This is a genomic window from Streptomyces sp. NPDC056628 (genome assembly GCF_042792555.1).
In the GTDB taxonomy this organism is placed as follows: domain Bacteria; phylum Actinomycetota; class Actinomycetes; order Streptomycetales; family Streptomycetaceae; genus Streptomyces.
Map to the genome: position 1 here is coordinate 35,527 of NZ_JBHTWG010000003.1, position 26,012 is coordinate 61,538.

Annotated in this window: 26 protein-coding genes; 12 read left to right on the top strand and 14 right to left on the bottom strand. The window is 73.5% G+C overall.

All coding sequences use genetic code 11. The features are described from left to right. Positions 1 to 32: 32 nt before the first annotated feature. On the bottom strand, positions 33 to 1,145 hold the full coding sequence (locus tag ACFRAC_RS05785) for a sensor histidine kinase (RefSeq protein WP_382921273.1): 1,113 nt from the start codon (positions 1,143 to 1,145) through the stop codon (positions 33 to 35). A 1-nt stretch (position 1,146) separates the two neighbouring features. Beyond that, entirely contained in the window at positions 1,147 to 1,875 is a 729-nt protein-coding gene (locus ACFRAC_RS05790; protein ID WP_382921276.1) for a response regulator transcription factor, read from the bottom strand. Positions 1,876 to 1,979: 104 nt separating this feature from the next. Here ACFRAC_RS05790 and ACFRAC_RS05795 point away from each other — a divergent pair, with 104 nt between their 5' ends. The 6 genes from ACFRAC_RS05795 (at position 1,980) to ACFRAC_RS05820 (ending at position 6,600) form a co-directional block, all read left to right on the top strand. Next, on the top strand, positions 1,980 to 2,717 hold the full coding sequence (locus ACFRAC_RS05795) for a glycosyltransferase family 2 protein (RefSeq protein ID WP_382921279.1): 738 nt from the start codon (positions 1,980 to 1,982) through the stop codon (positions 2,715 to 2,717). Next, complete coding sequence (locus tag ACFRAC_RS05800) at positions 2,714 to 3,325, top strand: DUF2064 domain-containing protein (RefSeq protein WP_382921281.1); 612 nt, start codon at positions 2,714 to 2,716, stop codon at positions 3,323 to 3,325. The genes ACFRAC_RS05795 and ACFRAC_RS05800 overlap by 4 nt, the downstream gene beginning before the upstream one ends. Then, complete coding sequence (locus ACFRAC_RS05805; protein ID WP_382921283.1) at positions 3,322 to 4,041, top strand: class I SAM-dependent methyltransferase; 720 nt, start codon at positions 3,322 to 3,324, stop codon at positions 4,039 to 4,041. Before ACFRAC_RS05800 ends, ACFRAC_RS05805 begins: the two co-directional genes overlap by 4 nt. Before the next feature lie 74 nt (positions 4,042 to 4,115). Next, positions 4,116 to 5,252 (top strand): ABC transporter ATP-binding protein, encoded by a 1,137-nt coding sequence (locus ACFRAC_RS05810; RefSeq protein WP_382921286.1) that lies wholly within the window; start codon positions 4,116 to 4,118, stop codon positions 5,250 to 5,252. Then, entirely contained in the window at positions 5,249 to 5,935 is a 687-nt protein-coding gene (locus tag ACFRAC_RS05815; protein ID WP_382921289.1) for an ABC transporter permease, read from the top strand. Before ACFRAC_RS05810 ends, ACFRAC_RS05815 begins: the two co-directional genes overlap by 4 nt. Continuing rightward, positions 5,932 to 6,600, top strand: coding sequence for an ABC transporter permease (locus tag ACFRAC_RS05820; RefSeq protein WP_382921292.1), 669 nt, complete (start codon positions 5,932 to 5,934; stop codon positions 6,598 to 6,600). Before ACFRAC_RS05815 ends, ACFRAC_RS05820 begins: the two co-directional genes overlap by 4 nt. Positions 6,601 to 6,637: 37 nt before the next feature. On the opposite strand, the gene ACFRAC_RS05825 is transcribed toward ACFRAC_RS05820, so the two are convergent. Genes ACFRAC_RS05825 through ACFRAC_RS05840 form a run of 4 tightly spaced genes read right to left on the bottom strand, consistent with a single transcriptional unit; the run spans position 6,638 to position 10,628 of the window. Continuing rightward, entirely contained in the window at positions 6,638 to 7,240 is a 603-nt protein-coding gene (locus ACFRAC_RS05825) for an ATP/GTP-binding protein (protein WP_382921295.1), read from the bottom strand. Further along, complete coding sequence (locus tag ACFRAC_RS05830; RefSeq protein WP_382921298.1) at positions 7,227 to 7,652, bottom strand: DUF742 domain-containing protein; 426 nt, start codon at positions 7,650 to 7,652, stop codon at positions 7,227 to 7,229. The genes ACFRAC_RS05825 and ACFRAC_RS05830 overlap by 14 nt, the downstream gene beginning before the upstream one ends. A gap of 25 nt (positions 7,653 to 7,677) precedes the next feature. Next, positions 7,678 to 8,160 carry a roadblock/LC7 domain-containing protein gene (locus ACFRAC_RS05835; protein WP_382921301.1) on the bottom strand — a complete coding sequence of 161 codons (483 nt, stop codon included), beginning with the start codon at positions 8,158 to 8,160 and terminating at the stop codon, positions 7,678 to 7,680. Beyond that, the gene (locus ACFRAC_RS05840) at positions 8,157 to 10,628 is read right to left on the bottom strand and encodes an ATP-binding protein (RefSeq protein ID WP_382922102.1); all 2,472 of its coding nucleotides are present in this window, start codon (positions 10,626 to 10,628) and stop codon (positions 8,157 to 8,159) included. The genes ACFRAC_RS05835 and ACFRAC_RS05840 overlap by 4 nt, the downstream gene beginning before the upstream one ends. A gap of 345 nt (positions 10,629 to 10,973) precedes the next feature. Here ACFRAC_RS05840 and ACFRAC_RS05845 point away from each other — a divergent pair, with 345 nt between their 5' ends. Continuing rightward, complete coding sequence (locus ACFRAC_RS05845) at positions 10,974 to 11,924, top strand: ABC transporter substrate-binding protein (RefSeq protein ID WP_382921303.1); 951 nt, start codon at positions 10,974 to 10,976, stop codon at positions 11,922 to 11,924. A gap of 74 nt (positions 11,925 to 11,998) precedes the next feature. Here the strand turns inward: ACFRAC_RS05845 and ACFRAC_RS05850 are convergent, their stop codons facing one another. The 6 genes from ACFRAC_RS05850 to ACFRAC_RS05875 all read right to left on the bottom strand — a co-directional run bounded on the left by ACFRAC_RS05850 (position 11,999) and on the right by ACFRAC_RS05875 (position 17,645). Next, complete coding sequence (locus tag ACFRAC_RS05850; RefSeq protein ID WP_361351728.1) at positions 11,999 to 12,379, bottom strand: DUF742 domain-containing protein; 381 nt, start codon at positions 12,377 to 12,379, stop codon at positions 11,999 to 12,001. Then, positions 12,360 to 12,779 carry a roadblock/LC7 domain-containing protein gene (locus tag ACFRAC_RS05855; RefSeq protein WP_361351726.1) on the bottom strand — a complete coding sequence of 140 codons (420 nt, stop codon included), beginning with the start codon at positions 12,777 to 12,779 and terminating at the stop codon, positions 12,360 to 12,362. The genes ACFRAC_RS05850 and ACFRAC_RS05855 overlap by 20 nt, the downstream gene beginning before the upstream one ends. An 11-nt stretch (positions 12,780 to 12,790) precedes the next feature. Further along, positions 12,791 to 15,139: a nitrate- and nitrite sensing domain-containing protein gene (locus ACFRAC_RS05860; protein ID WP_382921308.1), complete on the bottom strand. Its 2,349-nt coding sequence runs from the start codon at positions 15,137 to 15,139 to the stop codon at positions 12,791 to 12,793. Between the two features lie 204 nt (positions 15,140 to 15,343). Beyond that, complete coding sequence (locus ACFRAC_RS05865) at positions 15,344 to 16,339, bottom strand: substrate-binding domain-containing protein (RefSeq protein WP_382921311.1); 996 nt, start codon at positions 16,337 to 16,339, stop codon at positions 15,344 to 15,346. 236 nt (positions 16,340 to 16,575) lie between these two features. Then, the gene (locus ACFRAC_RS05870) at positions 16,576 to 16,986 is read right to left on the bottom strand and encodes a DUF6114 domain-containing protein (RefSeq protein WP_382921314.1); all 411 of its coding nucleotides are present in this window, start codon (positions 16,984 to 16,986) and stop codon (positions 16,576 to 16,578) included. Further along, positions 16,986 to 17,645 carry a DUF6230 family protein gene (locus ACFRAC_RS05875; RefSeq protein WP_382921317.1) on the bottom strand — a complete coding sequence of 220 codons (660 nt, stop codon included), beginning with the start codon at positions 17,643 to 17,645 and terminating at the stop codon, positions 16,986 to 16,988. The genes ACFRAC_RS05870 and ACFRAC_RS05875 overlap by 1 nt, the downstream gene beginning before the upstream one ends. 604 nt (positions 17,646 to 18,249) lie before the next feature. Here ACFRAC_RS05875 and ACFRAC_RS05880 point away from each other — a divergent pair. Further along, positions 18,250 to 18,903, top strand: coding sequence for a Tat pathway signal sequence domain protein (locus ACFRAC_RS05880; protein WP_382921320.1), 654 nt, complete (start codon positions 18,250 to 18,252; stop codon positions 18,901 to 18,903). A gap of 18 nt (positions 18,904 to 18,921) precedes the next feature. Here the strand turns inward: ACFRAC_RS05880 and ACFRAC_RS05885 are convergent, their stop codons facing one another. Further along, positions 18,922 to 19,884, bottom strand: a complete 963-nt coding sequence (locus ACFRAC_RS05885) for a lytic polysaccharide monooxygenase (protein ID WP_382921323.1) — start codon at positions 19,882 to 19,884, stop codon at positions 18,922 to 18,924. A gap of 402 nt (positions 19,885 to 20,286) precedes the next feature. Here ACFRAC_RS05885 and ACFRAC_RS05890 point away from each other — a divergent pair, with 402 nt between their 5' ends. Beyond that, the gene (locus ACFRAC_RS05890; RefSeq protein ID WP_382921326.1) at positions 20,287 to 22,083 is read left to right on the top strand and encodes a S8 family serine peptidase; all 1,797 of its coding nucleotides are present in this window, start codon (positions 20,287 to 20,289) and stop codon (positions 22,081 to 22,083) included. A 139-nt stretch (positions 22,084 to 22,222) separates the two neighbouring features. Here ACFRAC_RS05890 and ACFRAC_RS05895 read toward each other — a convergent pair whose 3' ends face one another. Further along, a complete protein-coding gene (locus ACFRAC_RS05895; RefSeq protein ID WP_382921329.1) occupies positions 22,223 to 22,885 on the bottom strand; it encodes a ScbR family autoregulator-binding transcription factor in 663 nt (220 codons plus the stop codon). Between the two features lie 190 nt (positions 22,886 to 23,075). Between ACFRAC_RS05895 and ACFRAC_RS05900 the strand changes: the two genes are divergently transcribed. The 3 genes from ACFRAC_RS05900 (at position 23,076) to ACFRAC_RS05910 (ending at position 25,949) form a co-directional block, all read left to right on the top strand. Beyond that, a complete protein-coding gene (locus tag ACFRAC_RS05900) occupies positions 23,076 to 24,017 on the top strand; it encodes a ScbA/BarX family gamma-butyrolactone biosynthesis protein (RefSeq protein WP_382921332.1) in 942 nt (313 codons plus the stop codon). A gap of 74 nt (positions 24,018 to 24,091) precedes the next feature. Further along, entirely contained in the window at positions 24,092 to 24,739 is a 648-nt protein-coding gene (locus ACFRAC_RS05905; protein ID WP_361351701.1) for a ScbR family autoregulator-binding transcription factor, read from the top strand. A gap of 22 nt (positions 24,740 to 24,761) precedes the next feature. Beyond that, positions 24,762 to 25,949 (top strand): damage-control phosphatase ARMT1 family protein, encoded by a 1,188-nt coding sequence (locus ACFRAC_RS05910; RefSeq protein WP_382921336.1) that lies wholly within the window; start codon positions 24,762 to 24,764, stop codon positions 25,947 to 25,949. Positions 25,950 to 26,012 lie beyond the last annotated feature (63 nt).

Consider the following 26,012-nt stretch of genomic DNA (forward strand, 5'->3'; position numbering starts at 1 on the left):
CGCCCCGCACCGGCCGGTGGTGCTGCCCGCGTTCAGGAAGCGGCGGCGGGCAGCACCACCTCGAAGCGGCAGCCTCCGGGGACATTGCGCACGGTCGCCCGGCCCTCGTGCGCCTCCACGATGCCCCGCACGATGGCGAGTCCGAGCCCGGCGCCCGCCGGGGGCGTCCGGGCGTGCGTACCGCGCCAGCCCGTGTCGAAGACGCGCGGCAGGTCCTCCTCCGGGATGCCGCCGCAGCCGTCGGTCACCGACAGCACCACGCCGTCCGGGGAGCGTTCGGCGGCGACCGCCACGGTGCCGTCCGCCGGGGTCCGGCGGATGGCGTTGACCAGCAGATTGCCCAGCACCCGGCTCATCTCCCGGCCGTCCACCTGCACCGGCAGCGCCTCCACCCGGTCGCCGACGAGCCGCACGCCGTGTTCCCGGGCCAACGCGTCCGCGCCCGCGAGGGCGTCGCCCACCAGGTCGTACAGGGACATCCGGGCGAACGACAGCTTCAGCGTGCCGGCGTGGATCCGGGACAGCTCGAACAGGTCGCCCACCATGCCGTCGAGGCGTTCGACCTCCATCCGGATCTGCCGCAGATAGCGATCCGGGTCGGCGGCGACCCCGTCCTCCAGGGCCTCCGCCATCGCCCGCAGACCGGCCAGCGGGGTGCGCAGGTCGTGGGAGATCCAGGCGACCAGTTCGCGCCGCGAGGACTCCAGCGCGCGCTCCCGCTCCCGGGACTCCGCGAGCCGGGCGCTGGTCGCCTCCAGTTCCCGGCTCAGCGCGGCGAGTTCCGCCGTGGCGGGCCCGTCCGGGGAGGTGAAGGCCCCGCCGTCGCCGAACGACCGGGCGGCGAGCGCCAGGGCGTGGCTGCGGGCGGCGACCCAGCGGCCCAGCAGCAGCGCGGTCGCCAGGGAGACCACCGCGGCCATCGCCACGACGGTCGTGACGACGCTCAGGTCGTGCCCCGAGAGGAACATCGCCTGCGCCACGGCGAGCGTGCCCGCCAGCATCGCGGTGACGCCGACGCCCGCGACGACGGCGAGGTGCGTGATCAGCGAGCGCCGCCGGATCAGCAGCAGTACACAGGCGCCCAGGACGCCCGCCGCCGCGGCGCCCAGGAACGCGAACAGGGCGATGAGCAGCGTGTCGCGCACGTCAGCGCTCCTCGGCGGGGGCGGCGCCGTCGGTGTCGAAGCGGTAGCCGACGCCCCACACGGTCTGGATCAGCCGGGGCCGGGCCGGGTCGTCCTCGACCTTGCCGCGCAGCCGGCGCACATGGACGGTGACGGTCGACAGGTCGCCGAAGTCCCAGCCCCACACCTCGCGCATCAGGTCCTCACGGCCGAACACCCGGCCGCGATGGCGCAGGAAGAACGTCAGCAGATCGAACTCACGGATCGTCAGGGCGAGTTCGGCTCCGTCCTTGGTCGCGCGGCGGGCCGCCGGGTCCACCGACAGGCCCCCGGCGCGCAGGACGCCGGACGGCTGGGCGGGGCGGGCGCGCCGCAGCACCGACCCGACGCGCAGCACGAGTTCCCGGGGGCTGAACGGCTTGGTGACGTAGTCGTCGGCGCCGACCTCCAGGCCGAGGACGCGGTCCTCCTCGTCGCCGCGCGCGGTCAGCATGATGACCGGCACCGGTCCCTGCCCGCGCATCCGGCGGCACACCTCCAGACCGTCCATGCCGGGCAGCATCAGGTCGAGGACGACGAGGTCCGGGCGGCGTGCGGCGGCCGCCGCGAGGGCGGCGGGCCCGTCGCCCGCCCGGTCCACCACGTACCCGGCGCGGTCCAGGTACCCGGAGACGATCTCGGCCACGGTGGGGTCGTCGTCCACGACCAGGACCCGCGCCCCGGCCCCGCTGCTCGGCTCTTGCTGCTTCATACGGCCACCCTCGCACCCTCCGCGCGCGCGAGACGCCGCCCGGACGGCGACGTCCGCGTTCCGTAAGGAGCCGTCGTCCGAAATGCCCGGTTCGCGCTCGTAGGGTGAATGCCGTGACGACCTCCTCACCCCGAGCCACCCCCGCGGACCCCGCACCCGTCGACGTCGTGCTGCCCTGCCTCGACGAGGCCGAGGCGCTGCCCTGGGTCCTGGAACGCGTCCCGCCCGGCTGGCGGGCGATCGTCGTGGACAACGGCTCCACCGACGGCTCCGCGGACCTCGCGGCCCGCCTCGGCGCCACCGTCGTCCGCGAGCCCCGGCGCGGCTTCGGCGCCGCCTGCCACGCGGGCCTGACCGCCGCCACCGCGGACATCGTCTGCTTCTGCGACTGCGACGCCTCCCTCGACCCCGGGAACCTGGTGCCGTTCGTGCGACGCGTCGCGACCGGCGAGGCCGACCTGGTCCTCGGGCGCCGCAGGCCCCGGCGGCGCGGCGCCTGGCCGCCGCACGCCCGCGCCGCCAACCTCGCCCTCACCCGGCTCCTGCGCCGCCGCACCGGGCTGCGGCTGCACGACCTCGGCCCGCTGCGCGCCGCCCGCCGGGAGGAACTGCTCGCCCTGGACCTGACGGACCGGCGCAGCGGCTACCCCCTGCAGATGGTGGTGCGGGCCGCCGACGCCGGCTGGCGCATCACCGAGGACGACGTGCCCTACCGGCCCCGCACCGGCGCCTCCAAGGTCACCGGGACCTGGCGGGGCACCTGGCACGCCGTCCGGGACATGAGCCGTGTGCTGGCCGAGGAACCCGCCGCACCCGGCGTACGGGAAGGGGCCCGCCCGTGACCACCCTCCTCGTCATCGCCAAGGAGCCGCTCCCCGGCCGGGTCAAGACCCGGCTCACCCCGCCCTTCACCCCCGAGGAGGCCGCCGCGCTCGCCGAGGCCGCCCTCGCGGACACCCTCGACACCGTCGCGCGCACCCCCGCCCGGCGCCGCGTCCTCGTCCTGGACGGCACACCGGGGCCCTGGCTGCCGCCCGGCTTCGACGTCGTCCCGCAGGGCACGGGCGGACTCGACGAACGGCTCGCCGGCGCGTTCGCCGCCTGCGACGGCCCGGCCCTGCTCATCGGCATGGACACCCCCCAGGTGACCCCCGACCTGCTCACCGTCGACTGGGCGGACTGCGACGCGTACTTCGGCCGCGCACGCGACGGCGGGTTCTGGGCGCTGGGCCTGGCCGAGCCCGACCCGGACCGGCTGCGGGGCGTCCCCATGTCGCAGCCGTACACGGGGGCCGCCCAGCGCGCCCGGCTCGCCGGACTGCGGGTGCGGGACCTGCCCCGCCTGCGGGACGTCGACACCGCGCACGACGCCGGCCTGGTCGCCGCGGCGGCACCCGGCGGACGGTTCGCAGCGGCCCTGGCCCGGCTCGGCCCGGCGGCCCGCCGATGAGCGGGCTCAGGGAGGCCCCGGCGCCCGCGGACCCGGTCGCGCCCTGGTCCGCCGACCCGTACGCGCGTGCCCTCGGCAGCGGCCGAGGCCCCCTGTTCCTGCGCCGGGCCGACGGCTGGCTGCTCCCGCTGGACGTGGAGCGCTGGTGCGCCGACGCCGACGCGGTGGACCGCGAGGTGCTGCGGCGCTGCGAGGGCGCGGTGCTCGACGTCGGCTGCGGCCCCGGACGGCTGGTCGCGGCCCTGGCGCGGCAGGGCCGTACCGTGCTCGGCATCGACGTCAGCGACGCCGCCGTCGCCCGCACCGCGCGGCTCGGCGGTCCCGCGCTGCGCCGCTCCGTCTTCGAACCGCTGCCCGGCGAGGGCCGCTGGGGCACCGCCCTGCTCCTCGACGGCAACATCGGCATCGGCGGCGACCCGGTGGCCCTGCTGGAGCGCCTGGCCCGACTCGTGCGCCCCGGCGGACTGTTGCTCGCCGAGACCGTGCCCGGCCTCGACCTCGACGAGCGCGTCCAGGTCCATGTCACCGACGCCCGGGGCGCCGAGGGCCCCCTCTTCCCCTGGGCCCGCCTCGGCACCCCCGCCCTGCTGCGGCACGCGGCACGGGCCGGATGGCGGCCCGCCGGTCAGTGGACGGTGGACGGCCGGGCCTTCGCCGCGCTGCGTGCCCGCGCGATACCGGACCAGCGCAAAGGTCCCGCAACACAAGGCGTCTAGACTCGGGCCCGATCGGCCCGGCCCGTGGGTCGCACGCGGGCGAAACCTGCCAGACCCGAAGGGTATTCGGCGTTTTGATACGGATAGATGCAGTCACCAAGCGATACCCGGACGGCACGGTGGCGGTCGACCGGCTGTCGCTGGAGATACCCGACCGTTCGATCACCGTCCTCGTGGGCCCGTCCGGCTGCGGGAAGACGACCACGCTGCGGATGATCAACCGGATGGTCGAGCCCAGCGAGGGCACCATCCTCCTCGACGGTGTGGACGTCCAGCGGCAGCCGGTCAACACCCTGCGCCGGTCGATGGGGTACGTCATCCAGAACGCGGGCCTCTTCCAGCACCGCACGATCCTCGACAACATCGCGACCGTGCCCCGCCTCCTCGGCTGGGGCAAGGAGAAGTCCCGTGCCCGGGCACGGGAGCTGATGGAACGCGTCGGCCTCGACGGGTCCCTCGCCAAGCGCTACCCGTACCAGCTCTCCGGCGGCCAGCAGCAGCGCGTCGGCGTCGCCCGCGCGCTCGCCGCCGACCCGCCGGTGCTGCTGATGGACGAGCCGTTCTCGGCCGTCGACCCCGTGGTGCGCAAGGGACTCCAGGACGAACTCCTGCGCATCCAGGAGGAGCTGGGCAAGACCATCGTCTTCGTCACCCACGACATCGACGAGGCCGTCAAGCTCGGCACCATGGTCGCCGTGATGCGCACCGGCGGCCGGCTCGCCCAGTTCGCCCCGCCCGCCGAACTGCTCACCGACCCCGCCGACACCTTCGTCGAGGACTTCCTCGGCGCCGACCGCGGCATCCGGCGGCTGTCCTTCTTCTCCTCGGCCGGCCTCGACCTGCTCACCGGGCCGATCGTCGCCGTCGACGCCTCGGCCGAGCAGATCGCCGACGCCCGCCGGGCCGGCGCCCCCTACCTCCTCGTCGTCGACACCGACGGCCGGCCCGTCGGCTGGGGCGACCCCGCCGAACTCACGGCCGGATCGATCGCCACCGGCGAACTCCTCTCGCACGGACGGCCGTTCACCGCCGGCGCCGACTCCCTGCGGGCCGCCCTGGACTGCGCGGTGCTCTCGCCGACCGGCTGGGCCGTCGCCGTGGACGGCGAGGGACGGGCCACCGGGGTCGTCTCGCAGACGTCCATCGGCGACGCCATCCGCGGCGCGCACGCCGGCCGCGCCGCCGGGACGGCCCAGAAGGTCGCCCCGTGAACGACCTCTTCGACATGCCGAGCTATCTGGAGCACAGCTTCCTCGGCCTCGTGGGGCTGCATCTGCGCGAGGCGCTGGTGCCGGTGCTGGCCGGGCTCCTCCTGGCGCTGCCGCTCGCGCAGCTGTGCGTCCGCTTCCGCTGGCTGTACCCGCCGGTGCTGTGGGTGACGACCGTGCTCTACGCCATCCCGTCGCTGGCGTTCTTCGTCGTCCTCATCGACTACACCGGGCTGAGCGAGCTGACGGTGATGATCCCGCTGGCCGTCTACAGCCTGGTCGTGCTCGTCCCGGCCATCGTGGACGGGGTGCGCTCGGTGCCGCAGGAGACGCTGGCCGCGGCCACCGCCATGGGCCTGGGACCCGTACGCCGCTACCTCCAGGTGCAGTTGCCCATCGCCGCGCCCGCCATCCTCGCCGGGCTGCGGGTCGCGGCCGTCTCCAGCATCTCCCTCGTCAGCGTCGGCATGCTCATCGGCAACGAGGGCGCCCTCGGCAACATGCTCGACGCCGGACTGAAGTACAACCAGCCCCGGCTGGTCTGGCTGTCGGTGATCTCCACCGCCGTCCTCGCCATCCTCGTGGACGCCCTGCTGATCGTCCTGCGGGTGTGGGTGACGCCCTGGATGCCGCGCGGCGGCGGCCGGGGCGCCCGGACCGTCCTCGCGAAGGGAGCCGCCCGGTGAACATCCTGAACTACGCCGACGCGTTCTTCAGCGACAGCGCCCACTGGCAGGACTACGACGGCATCCCGGCCCGGCTCGGCGAGCACGTCCAGTACACGCTCATGGCCCTCGGCATCGCCGCCGCCATCGGACTCCCCGTCGGACTGCTCACCGGCCACACCGGGCGCGGCGGCAACGCGCTCGCCCTCATCGCCACCTCCGGCCGGGCGCTGCCCAGCTTCGGCCTGATGGTGCTCATGTTCATCCTGCTGGGCCTCGGCATGGCCCCGGTGATGATTCCGCTGGTGGTGCTCGCCGTCCCGCCCATCCTGGTCACCACCAACGAGGCGATGCGGTCCCTGGACCCGGCGCCCGTGGACGCGGCGCGCGGCATGGGCATGGGCGAGGCCCAGGTGCTGTTCCGGGTCGAACTGCCCACGGCGCTCCCGCTGATCCTCAGCGGGCTGCGCTCCGCCGCCATCCAGATCGTCTCGACGGCCACCATCGCCGCGTACGTCAGCTTCGGCGGCCTCGGCCGCTACATCGTCGACGGCCTCTACCAGCGGGACTACGAGAAGGTCGTGGGCGGCGCGACGCTGGTGGCCGGGCTCGCGGTGGCCACCCTCCTGGTGTTCTGGGCGGTGGCCCGGCTCGCCGTCTCCCGGGGCGTGCGCAGGCCCGGCTAGCGGCCCCGGACGGCGGGCCGCCCCCGGTGGCCCGCCGTCAGCCCTCCGTGCGCGCCAGGGCCAGCTCCAGGACGACGAGCAGCGCGTCCCGCACCGAGCCGGTCTCCCGGGCGTCGAACACGACCACGGGGACGCCCTCGCTGACGTCGAGCGCCCAGCGGACCTCGTCCAGGGTGTGCTCGACCCGGCCGTCGAAGGCGTTCACGGCGACCGCGAAGGGGATGCCCTTGTGCTCGAAGTAGTCGACGGCGGCGAAGCAGTCGTCCAGCCGCCGGGTGTCGACGATGACGAGGGCGCCGACCGCGCCCTCGACCAGGTCGTCCCACATGAAGCCGAACCGCTCCTGCCCGGGCGTGCCGAACAGGTACAGCTTCAGGGTCGGGTCGATGGTGATGCAGCCGAAGTCCATGGCGACCGTCGTCGTGGACTTCTGCGGGGTGTGCGTGAGGTCGTCCACCCCCGCCGCGACCTCCGTGATGGCCGCCTCCGTGGTGAGCGGCTCGATCTCGGATATGGCCCCCACGGCGGTGGTCTTGCCCACGCCGAAGCCGCCCGCGATCACCAGCTTGACCGGCAGCGGCGGCCGTGCCGTCGCCGTCGTTCCGGCCGTGGCGCCGGCGGCCGTTTCAGTCGCTGTCACTGAGGACCCCTCGTGCGTCGGGGATGGCGCGCAGGCCCTCGATGACCCTGCGCAGGACGGAGGCGTCGTGGACGACGCCGGAGTCGGGCACGTGCACCGTGAGCCGGCCCTCGTCGCGCAGGTCCTCGGCGAGGACCCGCACCACGTTCAGATGAAGCCGCAGCCGGGCCGCGATCTCCGCGAGGGACTGCGGCAGCCGGCACACGGCGACGATGTCGCGCCGCTCGAAGGCGAGCCGGTGGAGCCCGTCCAGTCCCTCGGCGGTGGCCACCACCTGGGTCTCGACGGGCATCGCCCGGTCGCCGGTGGTGTCCGCGACCCGGCCGGCGGTGAGCAGGAACGGCCGCACGGCGGACGCCTGCCCGACCGGTTCCGGGCCGCTCGGGTCCGGCGGTGGGATGTCGTCCGCCATGGGGTGTCCGCTCCTTCCGGCCAGGTCAGCGGGCCGAGGCCGCACCGACGCTGTTCTTGAGCTCCAGGACGAGCTGCGGGCTCAGGGCGGCGCCGGCCCGGTTCGCGAACACCGTCATCTCGTAGGCGATGTTGCCCAGCTTGGCCTCCTTGTCGGTGACCACGCCGAGCACGGCGCCGCCGCCGATCGCGGAGACCAGGACATGGCCGCCGTCCAGATCGATGATGACCTTGTTGAGCGCTCCGAGACCGTAGTTGCCGGACGCGCCCGCGGCCAGGCTGGTGATCCCCGAGACGATCGCCGCGAGCCGCTCGGAGTCGGCCTGCTGCCGCAGCTCCGACACGGCGATGAGCAGCCCGTCCGAGGAGACGGCGATGGCGTCCACGACACCGGCCGTCTCGGTCGCGAAGCGATTCAGCAACCAGGTGAAGTCGGCTGCGGCGGCCGCCAGTTCGGCTGACGAGGCATCCGTGCCTCCTGCCGGGGTGCCACCTGTCGACGTGCTCACTGCTCCGCTCCTTCCGGGGGGTCGTTCTGGTCCTGGGCTGGGGGGTTCGGTGCCGGGACCGGGATGGCCCCGCTCTCACGGTGCGCGCGCTCCACGGCGGCCTCGAACGCGTCGAGTTCGTCGCGTACGGCGGCGGCGTCGACGACCCGGGCCCGGTCCGGCACCACGGCCGGCCGGTCGTCGCCCGGCCCGCCCTTGCGCAGGGTCGCGCCCCGGACCCGCCGCCGCAGCGGGCGGGCGGAGGACGAGGCGCCGGGACCGGCGGGGGCGTGTGAGGAGCGGGGCGCGGGCACGGCGGGTGCCGGGCCGGCGCCGGACCGGGTGGCGGTGGCGGTGGCGCCGGGGTCCGGTTCGCCGCCGCGGGCGTGGTCGGCCGGTGCCGCGGGGCGCCTGGAGCGCCGCGGGAGGGGGTCGAGTCCCGCGGTGTCCGCCGGTACGGCGGCCGAGCGCACGGGCGGCGCGGGCACCGGTCCGGTGGCGGGGGCAGCCGACGGCCCGGCATCGGGCAGCGCGGTGCCGGCCAGGGCCGACAGCGCCGGGGTGGACGTCGCCGCCGTCGTGCTGCCGGTCACCAGTCGGGCCGAGGGGATCGTCACCTCGGCCGTGACACCGCCGCCCGGGGTGCGGGACAGGGTGACGCCGATCTTCCAGCGGCGCGCGAGCGTGCCGACCACGAACAGGCCGAGCACCTTCGTCGGTACGAGGTCGAGCCGTTCGCGGCGGATCAGGCGGGCGTTCTCCTCCGCCAGGCGCGCGGCGCTCATGCCCAGGCCGTGGTCGCTCACCACGATCACCGCGTCGGAGCCGTCCGCCGCCACCGTCACCTCGACGGGGCTGTCCGCCGGGGAGAACGACACGGCGTTCTCCAGGAGTTCGGCCACCATCAGCGTGAGGTCGCCGATGACCTCCGGTTCCAGGACGGCCTCGGACCGCACCCGCAGCTCCACCCGCTGGAAGCCCTCGATCTGGCCGAGCGCCGCCCGCACGACGTTGGTGAGCGAGGTGGGACCGGAGTCCAGGGCGGCCTCGTGGATGCCGGCCAGCAGCATCAGGCTGTCGGCGTTGCGCCGCAGGCGGACGGCGATGTGGTCGATGGAGTAGAGGCGTTCGAGGAGCGCGGGGTCGGTCTCGCCGCGCTCCACCGCGTCGATCAGCGAGAGCTGACGGGACGTCAGGTTGCTGACGCGGCGGCCGACGTTGCCGAACATCTCGGCGACGTTGCGCCGGCTGAGCACCTGCCGCTCCAGCAGCGCCGTCGCCGTCGTCTGCACGTCGTTGAAGGTCTCGGCGAGCTCGCCGATCTCGTCGCGCGCGGTGACCGGCATCTCGCGCAGCCGGGGCGGCCCCTCGTCCTCGGCGTCGTCGTCCGCGACCCGGGCCAGTTCGCGCCGGGCCACGTCGGCGACCTGCCGCGCGGCGCCGGTGAGGGCGACCACGGGCCGGACCACGGAACGCCGTACGAGCACGGCGAGGACCAGCCACAGGGCGAAGCCGATCAGGGCGGACCCGAGGAGCAGCAGCGCCCGCCACGCGGCCGTGTCGGACGCGTGCTGCGCCCGGTCGGCGATCTGGTCGATCAGCGAGGTCGTGATCGACAGCCGGGTCTTCGCCTGGTCGCGGTAGGCGTCGTAGGAGTCGAGGGCGCGGTCGAGGGACTCGCGGACCTCGGCGGGGGAGCCGGCCTGCGCCGCGCCGGGGTCGATCTGGAGCTCGGCGTACTGCCGGCTGATGGTGGACTGCGCGGTGGTGTACCGGATCCCGGCGAACGTGTCGGCCTGCGCCTCGGTGGCGAAGCGGGTGAACCGCTCGGCCTGGTGCGTGAACTCGTCGTAGGCGCCGATCGCGCCGATGACCTCGATCAGCGCGTTGGAGTCGCCGGTCGACGCGGAGAAGACGGCCGTCTCGAACTCGCTGTGCGCGGCGGCCGACCGCAGCAGCGAGTCCAGCAGGTTGCCGGTGAAGGTGGTGGCGAGTTCGGGGTTGCGGTCCAGGGCCAGGCCGTCGATCAGCTGACCCGAGGCGTGGGTGTAGGCGGGGTCGATGTTGCTGGCCGGCAGGTACCCGTCCTCGATGGTGTCCCGCAGTCCGGCGAGGCCCTCGACGTTCTTCAGGGCCTGGGCCTCGGTCTGCGGCAGCCGCTCGCCGAACGCCTCGCGCACCCGCTCGACCTGGGCGTCCACCCGCTCCTGGGCGGTGCGGTAGGCGGACGTCGAGGAATCGCCGCCACCCGCGGCCTCGTGCCGTACGGAGAGCAGCACGGCCTGCTGGTGCTCGCCGGCCAGCCCGTCGACGAGTTTCGCGACCTCCACGCTCTCGCGGACCAGCCGGGCGGCGTTCGCGGCCTCGCGCGACTGCCCGGTCTGCTCGGCGATGAGGTAGGCCAGCAGGGCCGCGACGACCGTGAGCGGCACACCGACCAGGAGGTTCAGCTTGTGCCGGAAGGGCCAGCGGTCGGGGTGACCGCGCATCCGGCGTGGGCGGGGTCCGCCTGCCTCGCTCGTGGGCACCGGGATTCCTCCTTCGTGGGCGCCGCACCTGGTGCGCACACCTCACGTGACCGCTGTTGCTGACTTCCGATCGGTTCTGTGCGGGACAGTACCGTCCCTTCGGTGCTGTGATCGGAACTGTACGTCAAGATTCCGTTACACCACCCGAGCACCCCGGTCGTCCCGCCTTCACGACGCGCACAACTCCTCGACACATGGAGGATTTTGAGGCCAATCGGTGACCTGGCAGCACTTGACTCATCGAGAACCCGCTGGATTGGATCAGTGGAAAAGCTATCCCAACCCCACCGAACCGGAACGGGAATCGTGACTTTCACCCAGCGCAGCAGCTCCTTCAGGAACCATCCCGGCGCGGCCGCCCTCGCGCTCGCGGCCGCCGCGGCGCTGCTGACGGGATGTTCCTCCGGCGACAAGTCCGACCCCCTCGCCGAGGACAAGGCGAGCGGTGACACCGTCGTCGTCGGTTCGAACAACTTCGCCGAGAGCGTCCTGATCGCCGACATCTACGGCGAGGCCCTCAAGGCCAAGGGCATCAAGGTCAGCTACAAGCCCAACATCGGCAGCCGCGAGACCACGTACGGCCTGCTCAAGAACGGCTCCGTCACGGTCCTGCCGGAGTACAACGGCTCGCTGCTCGCCTACCTCGACCCGAAGGCGCCGCAGAAGTCCGCCGAGGCCGTCAACACCGCAGTCAAGGCCAAGCTGGACGCCAAGCTCACCCTGCTGGAGTCCTCCCCGGCCGAGGACAAGGACTCCGTCAGCGTCAACGCCGAGACGGCGAAGAAGTACAAGCTGACCGCCGACTCCACCCTCGCGGACCTCAAGGACGCGGCGCCCGAGCTGCTGATCGGCGGCTCGCCCGAGTTCCAGACCCGCCACCAGGGACTGAAGGGCCTGGAGACCGAATACGGCCTGGAGTTCAAGTCCTTCAAGGCGCTGGACGCGGGCGGCCCGCTGACCCAGGCGGCCCTGACGAAGAACACCGTGCAGGCCGCGGACATCTTCACCACGGACCCCACCATCACCAAGGAGGGCTTCGTCGTCCTCAAGGACCCGAAGAACCTCTTCGGCTTCGCCAACGTGACCCCGCTCGTATACAAGAGCGGTCTGTCCGACGAGGGCGTCGCGGCGCTCAACGCCGTCTCCGCCAAGCTGGACACCAAGACGCTCCTCGACCTGGACTCCCAGGTCCAGCTGGAGAACAAGGACCCGCTCGACGTGGCGAAGGCCTGGCTGAAGTCGGCCGGCCTGGACTGACGACGCTCCCGGCGCGCCGGTGACGGGCGAGGGCCCTCACCGGCGCGTCCGCGTGTCCGGGCCGCCCCGCGCCCTCAGAGCCGGTCGAGGCCGTCGCGCACCTTCTCCAGCAGGCCCGGTTCGGCCGTGCCGGGCGTCACCGGCCGCGGCCGGTGCACGGTGATCAGACCGGCCTCCAGCAGATCGCACAGCATGATCGCGACGACGCTCACCGGCAGGTCCAGCCGGGCCGCCAGCTCCGCGACGGCGACCGGGCGGGCACAGCGCCGCAGGATCCGCAGCTGCTCGGGCTGCGGGCGCGGCGCCCGCTCCGGCGGCGGATCGACCGCCGTCACCCGCGTGATCAGGGTGAAGTCGCCACGGCTGGGCCGGGTCCGGCCGCCCGTGAGGGTGAAGGGACGTACCAGCCGGCCCGCCGTATGGTCTGGGCCCACCTCACGCACCCGGGCCGACATGGGCCCGCGGTGCCGCCGACAGGTGCTCACCGATCTTCTTCACCAGCATGTTCATCTGGTACGCCACCACCCCGACGTCGGCGCCCTGGTTGGTCAGGACGACCAGATGGGCGCCCGGACCGGCCGTGGTCAGGATGAGATAGCTCTGGGCCATCTCGATCAGCGCCTGGCGCACCGGACCGCCCCGGAAGTCCATGCTGACGCCCTTGCTCAGACTCATCAGACCGGACGCGGTCGCCGCCAGCCGCTCGGCGTCGTCGCGCAGGAAGCCCGTCGACTTGCTCACCACCAGCCCGTCCTCGGAGAGCACGACGGCGTGGTTGACGTCGGCGACCCGCTCGACGAGTCCGGTGAGCAACTGGTCGAGCTGGGCGTCGGTGGCGGGGGTGGGGCGTGTCATGGCGGAGTCCTTCATGAGCGGTCGGACGGGCTGGCGGGCGTGGGGGACGTGGGGGAGGGGCAGGCGCCGGACGGGGCGGGGTCGCGGTCAGGCGGGTCGGTGGGGCGGTCGTCGGCGGGCTCGGAGCCGTCCTCGGCCCGGGCCCGGAGCGTGCCGCGCTGGAAGCCGCCGAGGGACGAGGCGGCCCGCTCGGCCGTGAAGTCGTCGTCCCCGGAGCCGTCCTCGTCGGCGGGCGGGGCCCCGTCGCGCGGGCCCGCCGCGGGAGCGGCCCGCCGCACCCGGCGGGGCAGGGGCGTCAGCTCCTCCTCCGGGTCCGGCCGGCGGGCGGCCGGGACCTCGGGCTGCCCCGCCGCGCCGAGGTCCCGCGGGTCGAGGTCGTCCTCGCCGGCGTCCCGCGCGTCGAGGTCCTCCTTGTCGGGCTCCTCGTCCGGCACGTCCGTCACCACGACCTCGTGCGGGACGAGCACGATCGCCGTGGTGCCGCCGTACGGCGAGGGGCGCAGGGTGACCGTGATCCCGTGCCGCCGCGCGAGCCGCGCGATCACGAACATGCCGAGCCGCAGATCGTCGGCGAGTGCCACCACGTCGAACTTCGGCGCCTCGGCCAACTGGTCGTTGAACGCGGTGTAGTCCTCCCCGGACAGACCCAGACCGCGGTCCTCGACCTCCACGGCCAGCCCCTTGACCACCAAGGTGGCCCGCACGGCGACCGGCGCGGGCGGCGGCGAGTAGAGCGTGGCGTTCTCGATCAGCTCGGCCAGCAGATGGATGAGGTCGGCGACCGCGGGCGGCGCGATGTGCACGTCCTCCTCGGTGTGCACCTCCACCCGCCGGTACTCGGCGACCTCGCCGACGGCGCTGCGCAGGATGTCGATCAGGGCGACCGGCTCGCTCCAGCTGCGGCCGGGCCGCTCGCCGCTGATGATCACGAGGTTCTCCTGGTAGCGGCGCAGCTGGCTGGCCGTGGAGTCCAGCGCGTACAGCCCCTTGAGCACGTCGGGGTCCTCGTGCGCGCGCTCCAGCGCGTCGAGTTCGGTCAGCTGCAGATTGACCAGATTCTGGCTCTGCCGGGCGATGCCCAGGATGACCTTCTGGAACCCCCGCCGGGTGTCGGCGAGTTCGACGGCGGTGTGCACTGCGGTGCGCTGCGCGGTGTTGAACGCCTGTGCCACCTCGCCGAGTTCGTCGCGGCCGTAGTCGAGCGGCGGTGTCGCCAGCTCGACGTCGACCTTCTCGCCCCGCTCCAGCCGGGCCACCACGTCGGGCAGCCGCTCCTCGGCGAGGGCGAGGGTGGCCTCGCGCAGGCCGCGCAGCCGCCGCGACAGCGAGCGGGTGATCCGCCAGGACACCGCGAGGCACAGCAGCACCGCCACCAGACCGCCCGCGCTCAGCAGCGCGGCGGTGACCAGCAGCCCGCGCGCGTCGTCCGCGCTGCGGTCCAGCAGGGCGGACGTCTGCCCGCGGATGAGATCCGTGTACGCGTCGGACACCTGCAGCAGCGCGGCCCGCCACTCCCTGCGCACGTCCGGGATCGCGACCTCGCCGCCGTCCCCCGTGGGGCGGGCCGCGAGTACCCGGTCCTCGACGGACTGCAGGGTGAGCCACTGCGGGCTGCCCAGGATCCGCTCGGTGCGCGCCTTCGCGTCGCCCGTCAGCGACGGGAGGATCTGGTCGCCGACGAGCCAGCGCCGGGTGCCGACCAGCTTCCCGAACTCCGTCCACGTCGCGGCGTCCATCCGCCCCGCGGGACCGGCCAGGGTCAGCAGCGTGTCCTCCTGGGACATCAGCTCCGCCGCGTGCTCCAGCGAGACGAGCGGCGCGGCCTGCGAGGTCAGATCGCCGTCGTCGACCTGGGAGAGCTCCCGGAAGACGTGGATCTGGTCGTCGATGATCGACGTGTACTGGCCCAGCGCCTGCGCGGGTGTGATGTCGGTGGGGTGGTCCACCTGGCCCCGGTAGTACTCCAGGCTGCCCGCCGACGCGACGACCGAGTAGAGCCGGTCCTTGATCCGTCCCGGCGCCAGCTTGATGTCCTCCGACCGGTCCAGGAGTTCGGTGACCGCGTCGTCCGTACGGACGCGCTGGTCGTCGAGCGCGTCACGGGCCGCCTTCTGGCGCGAGGCCAGCCACACCGCCGAGTAGCTGCGCTCCCGCTGCAGGGCGAGGGTGGCTTCGGTGCCCATGGCCCCGGTCGACTCGCTCAGCTCGGTCTGCGCCCGCAGCCGCAGCCCCTCGGAGAACATCTGGACCGTCGTCACGCTCCACACGGCGGTGAGCGTCACGCCGGGCACCAGGGCCAGCAGGAGCAGGGAGAGGCGGATGGAGCCGAGGCGGCGCCGGGGACCTGTCCGTGGAGACATCGTCGTCCTTGGGCGTTCAGCGGAGGGCGGAGGCGGGCAGTGCGGGGGTGTGGCCGTACGAGGGTGTGGCCGTACGGGGGGACCGGCGCCGGGGGTGACGGCGCGGCCGGTACGGCGCGGGGGGTGCGCAGGATGCTATCCGCACCTGTGACCGTCCGTGTCACGCGTGACGAAACTTTGGCACCACCGAGCGAAGTGTCCGGTTCAGCGGGTCCCGGCGCCGGCGAACCGGGCGACCGCGGCCACGTTCTTCCTGGTGACGAAGGCCGGACCGGTGAGCACCGGTTTCTCCCCGCCGCCGAGGGTGTTGCCGTTGGTCCGGTACAGCCACAGCGCGTCGACGGCGAGATAGCCCTGCAGATAGGGCTGCTGGTCCACGGCGAACCGCACGTCACCGGACTGGACCGCCGGCACGAGGTCCTTGCTGAGGTCGAAGGTCGCGACATGAGCCCGGCTGCCGGCCTCCCGCACCGAGCGCACCGCGGCCAGCGCGAACTGGGCGCCGTTGGCGATGACTTCGTCGATGGTCGGGTCCTGGCCGAGCCGGGCCGCGACGGCCGTGGTGACGGCGTCCAGGTCGGTGCCGTCCACGTACAGGTTCTCGCTCTCCCCGCCGAACGCCTTCTTCACGCCCGCGCAGCGCGCCTCCAGGGAGACGTTGCCGCGTTCGTGGACGACACACAGGGCGTGCCGCGCCCCGAGGCCGTCCAGCTTGTCGCCCACGGCACGGCCCGCGACGCTCTCGTCCTGGCCGAAGAAGCCGAGCAGGCCCGCCGAACGCCATTCGCCGATACCGGAGTTGAGACCGACCACCGGGATGCCGGCCGCCCGTGCCTCGGCGACGGCCCGCGCCATCGCCCCCGGCTTCGCCAGGGTCACCGCGATGCCGTCGACCCGCTGCCGGACCACGTCCCGCATCAGGGCGGCCTGGCCGGCCGGGTCGGCGTCGCTGGCGTACGTCAGGGCGACGCCGTCCTTCGCGGCGGCCGCCTCGGCGCCCTTGCGCACCAGGTCCCAGAAGTCGTCGCCCTCCCCGCCGTGGGTGATGAGGGCGATCCTCGGCCCGGAGGGGCCGCCCGCCGCGTCCGTGTCCTCCTCGTCGCCGGTCCCGCCGCCGGAGCACCCGGCCAGTACCAGGCAGACGGCGGCCATCCATATCGCGACCCGGACGGAGGCGGACGACGGGCGTGGGGTGTTCATGGTGGTGCGGCACCTCGCTGTGCGGCCGAGCAGGAGGAACGAAGGGGAGCACGGCCGGCGTCGCACGGCTGGGGTCCGCCGGTCCGCTGAACTCCCGCTGGGGCGGAGCCAATCGCGTGCGGCCACCGGTAGTCAAGTGCGTCACCACACGGGGTGAGCCGCCGCCGCCACATCGTGATGAAGCGCCCGCGCGGACACACCCGGAGCCGCGGCCCTCCCGGCGAGCCCGCGTTCGCTCAGCCCGTCTTCACGGCGGCGCGGCGGCGCTTCCGCCGGCTCGTGCGCGGCTCCTGGTCCGGCAGCCACCCGAACACCAGGCAGCTCCCGACCACCCCGAGGAGCAGCCCGACCATGAACCCGCCCAGGTTGGAGGTGAGCCAGGTCCCCAGCGAGACCAGGACACCGGTGATCGAGTAGAAGAGCCGCTGTGCCGGGTTGAACAGGGTCAGCAGGCCCAGCAGCACCATCAGCACGGGCAGCAGATACCCGGCCAGCCCCTGCATGCCGATGTGCAGGACGACCTTCAGGGAGGCCTTCATGGTGAGCAGGATCCAGGCCCCGCCGAGCGCCAGCAGCAGCCCGCCCCAGAAGGGCCGGCCGGACCGCCACCGGCGGAAGGCGGCCCGCGCGCCCGCCCGCCCGTCCATCAGCACCCCGAGCCGCTGAATCGCAGCTTCAGTCCGGGCAGCTTGAACACCCCGGCGGTGGTGGCGTAGTTGGTCTGCCGCAGATGCGCGATCCGCACGGTGTCGGCCTGCTGGCTGAAGACGCCGATGGGGCCCTTCACGCCGGCCTTGGTCAGGGTGCTGGCGTCGTTGCCGATCTCGATGTTGCTGAACGCCGCGTCGCCGGACAGCTCGGTGGAGTCGGTGGTCAGATCGCGGGCGGTCACCTTCTCGGCCCCGCCGCCCGCGGTGATGAGCAGGTTCGTGCCGCCGAGGTCGACGCTCTGGCACAGCTTGGTGAGGGTGGCGTTCTTGATGGCGGAGGTGACGATCAGGACCTGGCCGCCGGTGTCGCCCTCGTTGGGGCTGCCCGGGGCCATCTCGTCGAGACCGCCGAACTGCGCGAAGCCGGTGCCGTCGAGCTCCGTCGCGGTGACCGTGAACGGCATGCCGGAGATGGCGAACTGCACACCCAGCGCCCCCTCGGAGGTGAGCACCGCGAGGCCGGCGGCGACCAGGGTCGCCGGCACCGCCATCACGGCGGCCCGGCGGGCCCGGACGCGCCCGCGGCGTACGGAACCGCTTTCCGGCCGCTCGGGGGTGTCACCGGAGGACGAGGTGACGTCGGAGGACGAGGCCATGACTGCTCCCAGGTGCGAAGGACACGGGTAGGGCATCAGCGGCACGTTGTCCTGGCGCGGACAGCGCCCGCGGCGCACGTCCACTCGCATCTCCCGGCGGATGCAAGGGCTTTCACGTACTCCGCGGTAGCCAAAGCCGGAAGTTACCGGTGGTTACACCTGAGGGTCAAGGCAGTTGTGGAAAAACGGTGTCGATGATGTGCCGCCCGCGCCCGGCGGGCATCCCGCGACCTCGTGAACCGTCGGAAGGCACGACAACTCCCGTACGGATGCTTGACGTTGACGGGCACTCAGGTCTACAACTCTCGCAGGTTCCCCCCTGGATCCGTGGCGCCGGATCCCCGTCGCGTGGCCCTTGCCCGCGCTCCCGGACCGCATCTCCTTCACACTTCGCCTCCGCGAGATCCTCCCCGCGCACCGTCACGGTCGCTCCCCCCTCGACCCGTGCCGGGCCGCCGCTGCCGGTCCCTGACGTACGGAGAAGGCGCCATGGACCGGCGGCGGCGCACGCAGCGCACCCCCACGGCCCCCCACAGGACTCCCCGACTCCCCGGGCGACCTGAACCGCCCGGGGCTCCCCCTACGAAAGTCGAGGTACACCCGCATGCGCACCCGCACCCTCACGACCCTGGCCGGCGCCGTCGCCGCGCTCACCCTCCCGTTCGCCGTCCCCGCCTCCGCGGCCGACGGCGCCGTGCTCACCGTCGGTTCCCCCGGCGGCGCGGCGGTCGCGGCCGGTGACGTCCTCACCGCTCCGCTGGCCGCCGGCACCACCGCGACCTTCTACTCCAGCGTCACCGGAACCAGCGGCCTGACCTGCACGTCGTCCCAGTTCACCGCCGCCGTGACCGACAACCCGGCGGCGCCCGGCACCGCCACCGAGTCGGTCACCGCGCACACCTTCTACGCCGCCAGCTGTTCCACCAACGTGGTGGGCGTCCTCGGCGTCACCAGCATCACGGTCAACAACCTGCCGTACGACTCCACCGTCGCCTCGGACGGCACCGTCACGGTGACCCCGCCCGCGGGCTCCACCGTGCGCACCACCGTCGTGCTGCGCACCCTGCTGGGCAGTGTCAACTGCGTCTACCAGGCACCGGGGCTGACGGGCGCGGCGAGCAACGACGACCACACCATCACCTTCACCCGTCAGCAGTTCAGCAAGGTCTCCGGCTCGTCCCTGTGCTTCGCCAACGGCTACTTCACCGCCAAGTACGCGCCCGTGAACGCGGACGGCGAAGTGGTGTACGTCAACTAGGCCATGGCGCGCCGGAGTTCATTTCCGGCGCAGGCGCAGGGCCAGTGCGGCGCCCCCGGTGAGCACCAGCACCGCGGCGGCGCCGCCCGCGACCAGCGGCGCCGAGGCCCCCGTGGAGGACGTGCCGGTGGACGCCACCGGAGTGCCGGCGGGGGCCTCGGCGGCGCGCGGGGCCCCGGAGGCGGCCTTCTCGGCGGCGTCGGTGGCGGAGGCCGTGGGCGAGACGGAGGACGGCGCCTTCGTCGTGGGCTTCGCGCTGCCCGGGGTGCCCTTCGCGCTCGGCCCCGACCCCGCGTCACCTGTCGCCGCGCCGCCCCTGCCGCCCACCGCCGCGGCCGGGAACACCACGTCGGAGCACGAGTAGTAGGTGTCCGGCGTACTGGTGTTGCGCCACACCGTGTACAGCACATGGCGGCCCGACCGGTCGGAGGGCAGTTTCGCCGTGATCCGGTACGCGCCGTTCGTCAGCGCCGGGTCCTTGACCTCGGCGAACGGCCGGTCCGGCAGATCCGACCAGGTGAGCGGTTGCGCCGGGTCGTAGCCGGCCTTGGTGAGATAGAGCTGGAACGTGCCGGTGTGCGGGATCGTCGAGGAGTACCGCATCGTCAGGGTGGCGCCGGGCGTGAGCCGGGTCGACGGCCAGTCGGACCGCGCGAGGTCGAGCCCTCGGTAGGCGGGCAGCCCGCCGCTGCACAGTCCGCCGTCGGGCACCACCTGCCGGTCCCGCCCGTTCACGTTCGCGATCCGCAGGTTGTCCCAGGCCGTGAAGGGCGCCCCGTTGGCCGCGACGGCCGCCCGGCACGCCGCCGACCGGGACGCGGCACCGCCTTCGGGGGAGCAGGCGTACACCCGGCTCACCGGATCCGTCGGCGCCCCGTGCGCCCGGGCGGGCGTCGCCGCCCACACCGTGAGCAGCGACGGCACGGCGACGGCGGCCGCCAGGGCGGCGCGATGCGAACTGATCCAGGGCATCCGGGACATCCGGAACGACTCCTCGGCCGACGGCAACGGTCCCTGTGCAGTACGGGAATTCGGCCCGGCGCGTTCAGTGCGCGACGAGCCGGGGCAAAGCCCGCCATTACCGGTCGGGTACCGGACATCGAGGGTGGGTTTCCGGCCTGGTCGAGGGTTTCCCCTGTATTCCGATGACCTTCCCTTTGCCTATCGTTCCACCACAGCTGACCCACAGGTAACCCCGGACAGGTCCCAGCTCGCGCCAGGCCGGCCGCCGCGCTCCGCACGTCGCACCGCCCCCACCCGCGCCTTCCCTGCGCACCCCCCCACCCGCGCCTTCCCTGCGTACCCCCCGCCGCTTCGACGACGAAGCGACTCGACCGCCGCTCCGCGCTGCCCGGAGTACGGCCGGCCACGAAAGGCACTCCCTTGCGCACCTCTGCGTCCCTCAGACGGAAGCTGATATCCGTCGCCGCGGTCTCCGCGACCCTCCTCACGGCCGCCACCACCGTCGCCGCCGCCCAGGAACCCGCTCCGCCCGGCTCCGCCGCCGTCCCCACCGCCCAGACCGAGGCCGCGCCCGGCACCCCGGCCGAGCGCCTGATCGTCGGCTACCGGTCCGGTGCCGCCGAAGCCACGTCGAACGAGGCCGCCAAGGCCGACGCCGCCGCCAAGGGCGACAAGGCGGGCGAGAACCTCGACTTCGAGCGCCGCCTCGGCTCCGGCGCCGCCCTCGTCGGCCTCGGCGACGACGTCACCACGAAGGACGTCGCGGACGTCGTCGCCGCGTACCGGGCCGACCCGCAGGTCGCCTACGTCGTACCGGACCGGCTGAACAGGCCGCAGGCCACACCCGACGACCCCGAGTACGCCAAGCAGTGGGACCTGTTCGAGTCCACCGCGGGCATGCGGGTGCCGGGCGCCTGGGACGTCGCCACCGGCACCGGCGTGACCGTGGCCGTCATCGACACCGGCTACGTCGCCCACTCCGACCTCGCCGCGAACATCGTGCCCGGCTACGACTTCATCTCCGACGCCACCGTCGCCAACGACGGCAACGGCCGCGACGGCGACCCGGCCGACCCGGGCGACTGGACCGCCGCGAACGAGTGCCAGGCGGGCGACCCGGCGTACGGCTCCTCCTGGCACGGCACGCACGTCGCCGGCACCATCGCCGCCGTCACCGGCAACGGCAAGGGCGTCGCGGGCATCGCCCACGGCGCCAAGGTCTCCCCGCTGCGCGTCCTCGGCAAGTGCGGCGGCTACGACTCCGACATCATCGACGCGATCACCTGGGCGTCCGGCGGCACGGTCTCCGGCGTCCCGGCCAACGCCCACGTCGCCAAGGTCATCAACATGAGCCTGGGCGGCGGCGGTTCCTGCACCACCGCGACGCAGAGCGCGATCAACGCCGCCGTGAGCCGCGGCACCACGGTCGTCGTCGCCGCGGGCAACAGCAACGCCGACGCCGCGAACTACTCGCCGGCCTCCTGCGCCAACGTCGTCAGCGTGGCCGCCACGGACCGGCAGGGCAACCGCTCCTCCTACTCCAACTACGGCACGGTCGTCGACATCGCCGCACCCGGCGGCGAGACCAACTCGGTGACCGCGAACGGCATCCTGTCGACGCTGAACTCCGGCGCGCAGGGCCCGTCCGCCGAGAACTACGCCTACTACCAGGGCACCAGCATGGCCGCCCCGCACATCGCGGGCCTCGCCGCCCTGATGAAGTCGGCCGACACGTCGCTGACCCCCGCGCAGATCGAGTCCGCGATCAAGGCCAACGCCCGTGCGCTGCCCGGCACCTGCTCAGGGGGTTGCGGCGCCGGTCTCGCCGACGCGGCGAAGACGCTGCAGGCGGTGAGCGGCTCCACGGGGGGTGCCACCTTCACCAGCACCACCGCGCTGTCCATCCCGGACGCCGGCTCCGCGGTCGAGTCCCCGATCACGGTGACCGGCCGCGGCGGCAACGCCCCCTCGGCGCTGCGGGTCGGTGTGGACATCACCCACACCTACCGCGGTGACCTCGTCGTCGACCTCGTCGCCCCGGACGGGTCGGCGTACCGCCTGAAGTCCGCGAGCGGCTCGGACTCCGCGGACGACGTCAAGGCCACCTACACGGTGAACGCGTCCACCGAGACCGCCGACGGCACCTGGAAGCTGCGGGTCCGTGACACGGCCGCGCAGGACACGGGCCGGCTCAACAGCTGGAGCCTGACCTTCTGAGCCGACGTCCCCCGGGGGACCACATGAGCGGGCGGGCCGGCCGATGCGGATGGGGCATCGGCCGGCCCGCCGTCCGTCCCTGCCGCCCGGCGCCCCGCTCGGAAACCGTCACTCCGGTCCGAAGCGATCACGGTCCGTGTCAGGCGTGGCCCACGCCGACGGCCGTCGCGTCGAGGGCGGCGAGCACCCGCAGCCCGCGGTCGGGCTCCCGGTCGATGCCGGTCAAAAGGCCCGGCACCGCGATGCCCGGCAGCAGATGTCCCCACAACTGCGAGATGCGCTCCGCCAGATCCTCCCGGTCGGTCAGCGCCCGGGACATCAGCTGGATCCCGGTGAACGAGCCGACCAGCAGCTCCACCGTCTGCCGGGGCCGCACGGTGGGCAGCAACTCGCCTTGCGCCAAAGCCTGTTCCAGCACGACGACCAGCAGGTCCGCCCACTGCCGGAACGCTCCGGAGTGGTCGACGCCGGACGGCGCGCTCTGGTCCACGGCGAGCCGCACGCTCCCCTTGAGCAGGGGGTGGTGCCGCAGCCGCTGCCCGAACACGAAGGTCATGTCGACGACTTCCTGCAGCTTGCAGGGCTGCGGTGGCACCGCGCCGAACGAGATCTGCTCGTCCAGCACGGCCTGCGCGAGCGACTCCTTGGAAGGGAAGTGGAAGTACAGGGCGCCCTTGGTCACCGCGGCCCGCTCCAGGACCATCGAGATGGTGGTGGCGGCGTACCCGTGCTGGTCGAAGACCGCCCCGGCCGCATCCAGGATCACCTGCCGCGTTCTGATGGCGCGCTCCTGCCTCGCCATAACAGCCCCTTCGTCACCCCGAGTCGGCCTGTGCGCCCCGCCTCAGCCGGAGCGGTGGGGCACGAGCGAGTGACCCGCGGCCGCATTGAAAACAAACCGGTCGCCTCGTACTCTAACGCTCGCGGCACGGGCACCTCGCCGCCTGTTCAGCGCAACGCACGGGCACATACGGGGGACCCAAGGAGGGGACATGCCGCCTTCGCGGCCACTCGCCACGAGCCTGCTCGCCGGACTCCCCACGACGCCCGGCGGATTGACGGCCACGGTACCCCGCCAGCTCGTCCACCGGGCCTCGGTAGCCGAAACGTTTCTCACCGGGGCGGTCGCCACCGGCGCCGACTCCTTCGACGTCTTCGCCGAGTGGCCGCGCACCCATCAGCTGCTGGTCTCACCCGACCGGTCGGCCTATCAGCCGATGCTCGTCGCGGAGACCGTCCGCCAGGCCGGCACCCTGCTCGCCCACACCGCCTACGACGTCCCCCTCGGACACCACTTCGTGCTGCGGGAGTGGGACATCACCACCCGGCCCGACCTCCTGACCGTGGGGTCCTCACCCGCCGAGCCCCTGCTGCGCGTCACCGTCACCGACGTCACCCGCCGCGGCGGCCGGCCCGCCGGATTCCGCTACGAGGCCGACGTCCTGCTCGGCTCCACGAGCGTCGCGACCGCACGGGTGGCGGCGACCTGGACCAGCGAGGCCGTCTACCGGCGGCTGCGCGGCGGCCGTTCCGCCTCCACCGTCCCCGTCCTTCCCCTCCCGCCGGGCCTGCCGCCCGCCACCGTGGGCCGCGCCTCGGCCGCCGACGTCGTCCTGGCCCCGGCCGCCGCCCCCGGCCGCTGGCAGCTGCGCGTCGATACCGGGCATGCTGTTTTCTTCGATCATCCCCTCGACCACGTCCCCGGGATGCTCCTGCTGGAAGCCGCCTGCCAGGTCGTCGCCGCCGACCCCGCCGGCCGCGGACGGATCCCGGTCTCCTTCTCCTGCGTCTTCCACCGGTACGCCGAACTCGACCTGCCCACCTGGATGGTGCGCACCGGGACGGCAGGTCCGGGCGGCGACGGGGTGCGCGTCACGGCCCGTCAGAAAGACGCCACGGTATTCGAGTGTGGGGTGGGGACCGGGGAGCGCTGAGATATCGTGTGCAGGGACGAAGAAACAAACGGCATGTCCCGTTCTTTTCCGCCCCCTTCAGGAGTGTCCCCCCGATGGCGAGGCAGCTACGCGCCGAACAGACCCGCACCACGATCCTCACAGCCGCCGCCGAACTGTTCGACCGTCATGGCTACGAATCCACCAGTCTGAGCGACATCGTGGAACAGGCCCAGGTCACCAAGGGGGCCCTGTACTTCCACTTCGCGGCGAAGGAGGATCTCGCGCAGGCCATCATGGAGCTCCAGTCGCGGGCGTCCCGGCAGGTCGCCGCAGAGATGGAGGGCCGCGGCCACTCCTCCCTGGAGGCCCTGATACGCACGACGTTCGGCATCACCCGCCTGTCCGTCGAGGGCCCCATCCCGCGCGCCGGGCTGCGCCTGGCCACCGGGGGAGTGGTGATCCGCCCGCCCCTGCGGCACCCGTTCACCGAACTGCTGGACATCACCACCCGCCGGCTCGTGTGCGCCGCCCAGGAGTCCGACCTGCACCCGGACGTCGACGCCGAGGCCGCCGCGCACGCCCTGGTCTGCTTCTACATCGGCACCCGTGTCGTCGGCCGCTCCACGGAGAGCGTCGCCCGCCAGCCCCGCCGGGTGGCCGAGATGTGGCACCTGATGATCCGCGGGCTGGTCCCGGTGCCCCGCCGCGCCCGCTACCTCACCCTCGCGACACAGCTGGAACGGGAGATCAGAGCCGTATGACACGGGCGGTACGGTGAGGCGCATGCCCGCACGGTCCGACGCCCCGCTCCCGCCCGTCCTCCTCGCCGACGAGCCGGGCTCCTTCCCGCACGGCGTCCTCGCCGAACGGCACCCCGCGATCATCCGCCAGGTGCGGGACGCGTCCCCCTACGGACCCGAGCAGCGCCGCGCCCTGGACGCCCTGCTCGCGAACTGCCTCCACGGCGTGATCGAACCGCTGCCCGCCGACGCCCCCGACCGGGACCGCTGGACGGCCTGGGGTGCGGACACCCACACCGGACGGTCCTGGTTCGACGTGCCGTGGCTGTGGTCCGAGAGCTGGTTCTACCGCCGCCTCCTCGACGCCGTCGGCTACTTCACCCCCGGTCCCTGGCAGGGCGTCGACCCGTTCCGCCCGTCCAAGACGGCCGAACTCGACTCGTCCGAGACCGACGAGGAACTGGCCGCCCTCGACGCCCTCGCCGCTCTCCCCCCGGCCGAACAGGACCGGGCGCTGCTGCACGGCTCCCTGTGGGGCAATCGGGCCGACCTCAGTTTCCGGCTGGGGGCCGCGGGCGACCCGTCCGCCTCCGGCACCCCGCCCCTGGTGGCCGACGACAGCGACGTCCTCTGGTCGCTGCTCCCTCCCTCGGGCACGGCCACCCTCTGCCTGATCGCCGACAACGCCGGCCGTGAACTCGTCCCCGACCTGCTGCTCATCGCCCGGCTCCTCACCGAGGGGCGTGCCGCCCGGGTCCTGCTGCACGTGAAGCCGCATCCGTACTACGTCTCCGACGCCACGCACGCCGACGTGCTCGACGCCCTGCGCCGGCTCGTCACCGCGCCGGGTGCCGCCGCCGAGCACGGGCGCGTCCTGTGGGCGGCGCTGACCGACGGCCGCCTGAGCGTGCGCGCCCACCCCTTCTCCTGCGCCCCGCTGCCGTACGCGGACATGCCCGCCGACCTCCGCGGGGAACTGGCCTCGGCGACCCTGACCATCCTCAAGGGCGACCTCAACTACCGCCGTCTCGTGGGGGACCGGCGCTGGCCGCCCACGACCCCGTTCGCCGAGGTGACCGCCCACTTCCCCGGACCGGTCGCGGCCCTGCGGACCCTGAAGTCGGACGTGATCACCGGCCTGGACGCCCGCACGGAGACCGCGCTGGTGGCCGCCGAGGGGCAGAAGTGGCGGACGGCCGGGACGCACGCCCTGATCCAGGTGCGGACCTGACGGAGGCGGCGATCTGACGGAGGCGGCGGATCCGGCGGCCGGCGGGCCCGTCGTGTGCCGGCG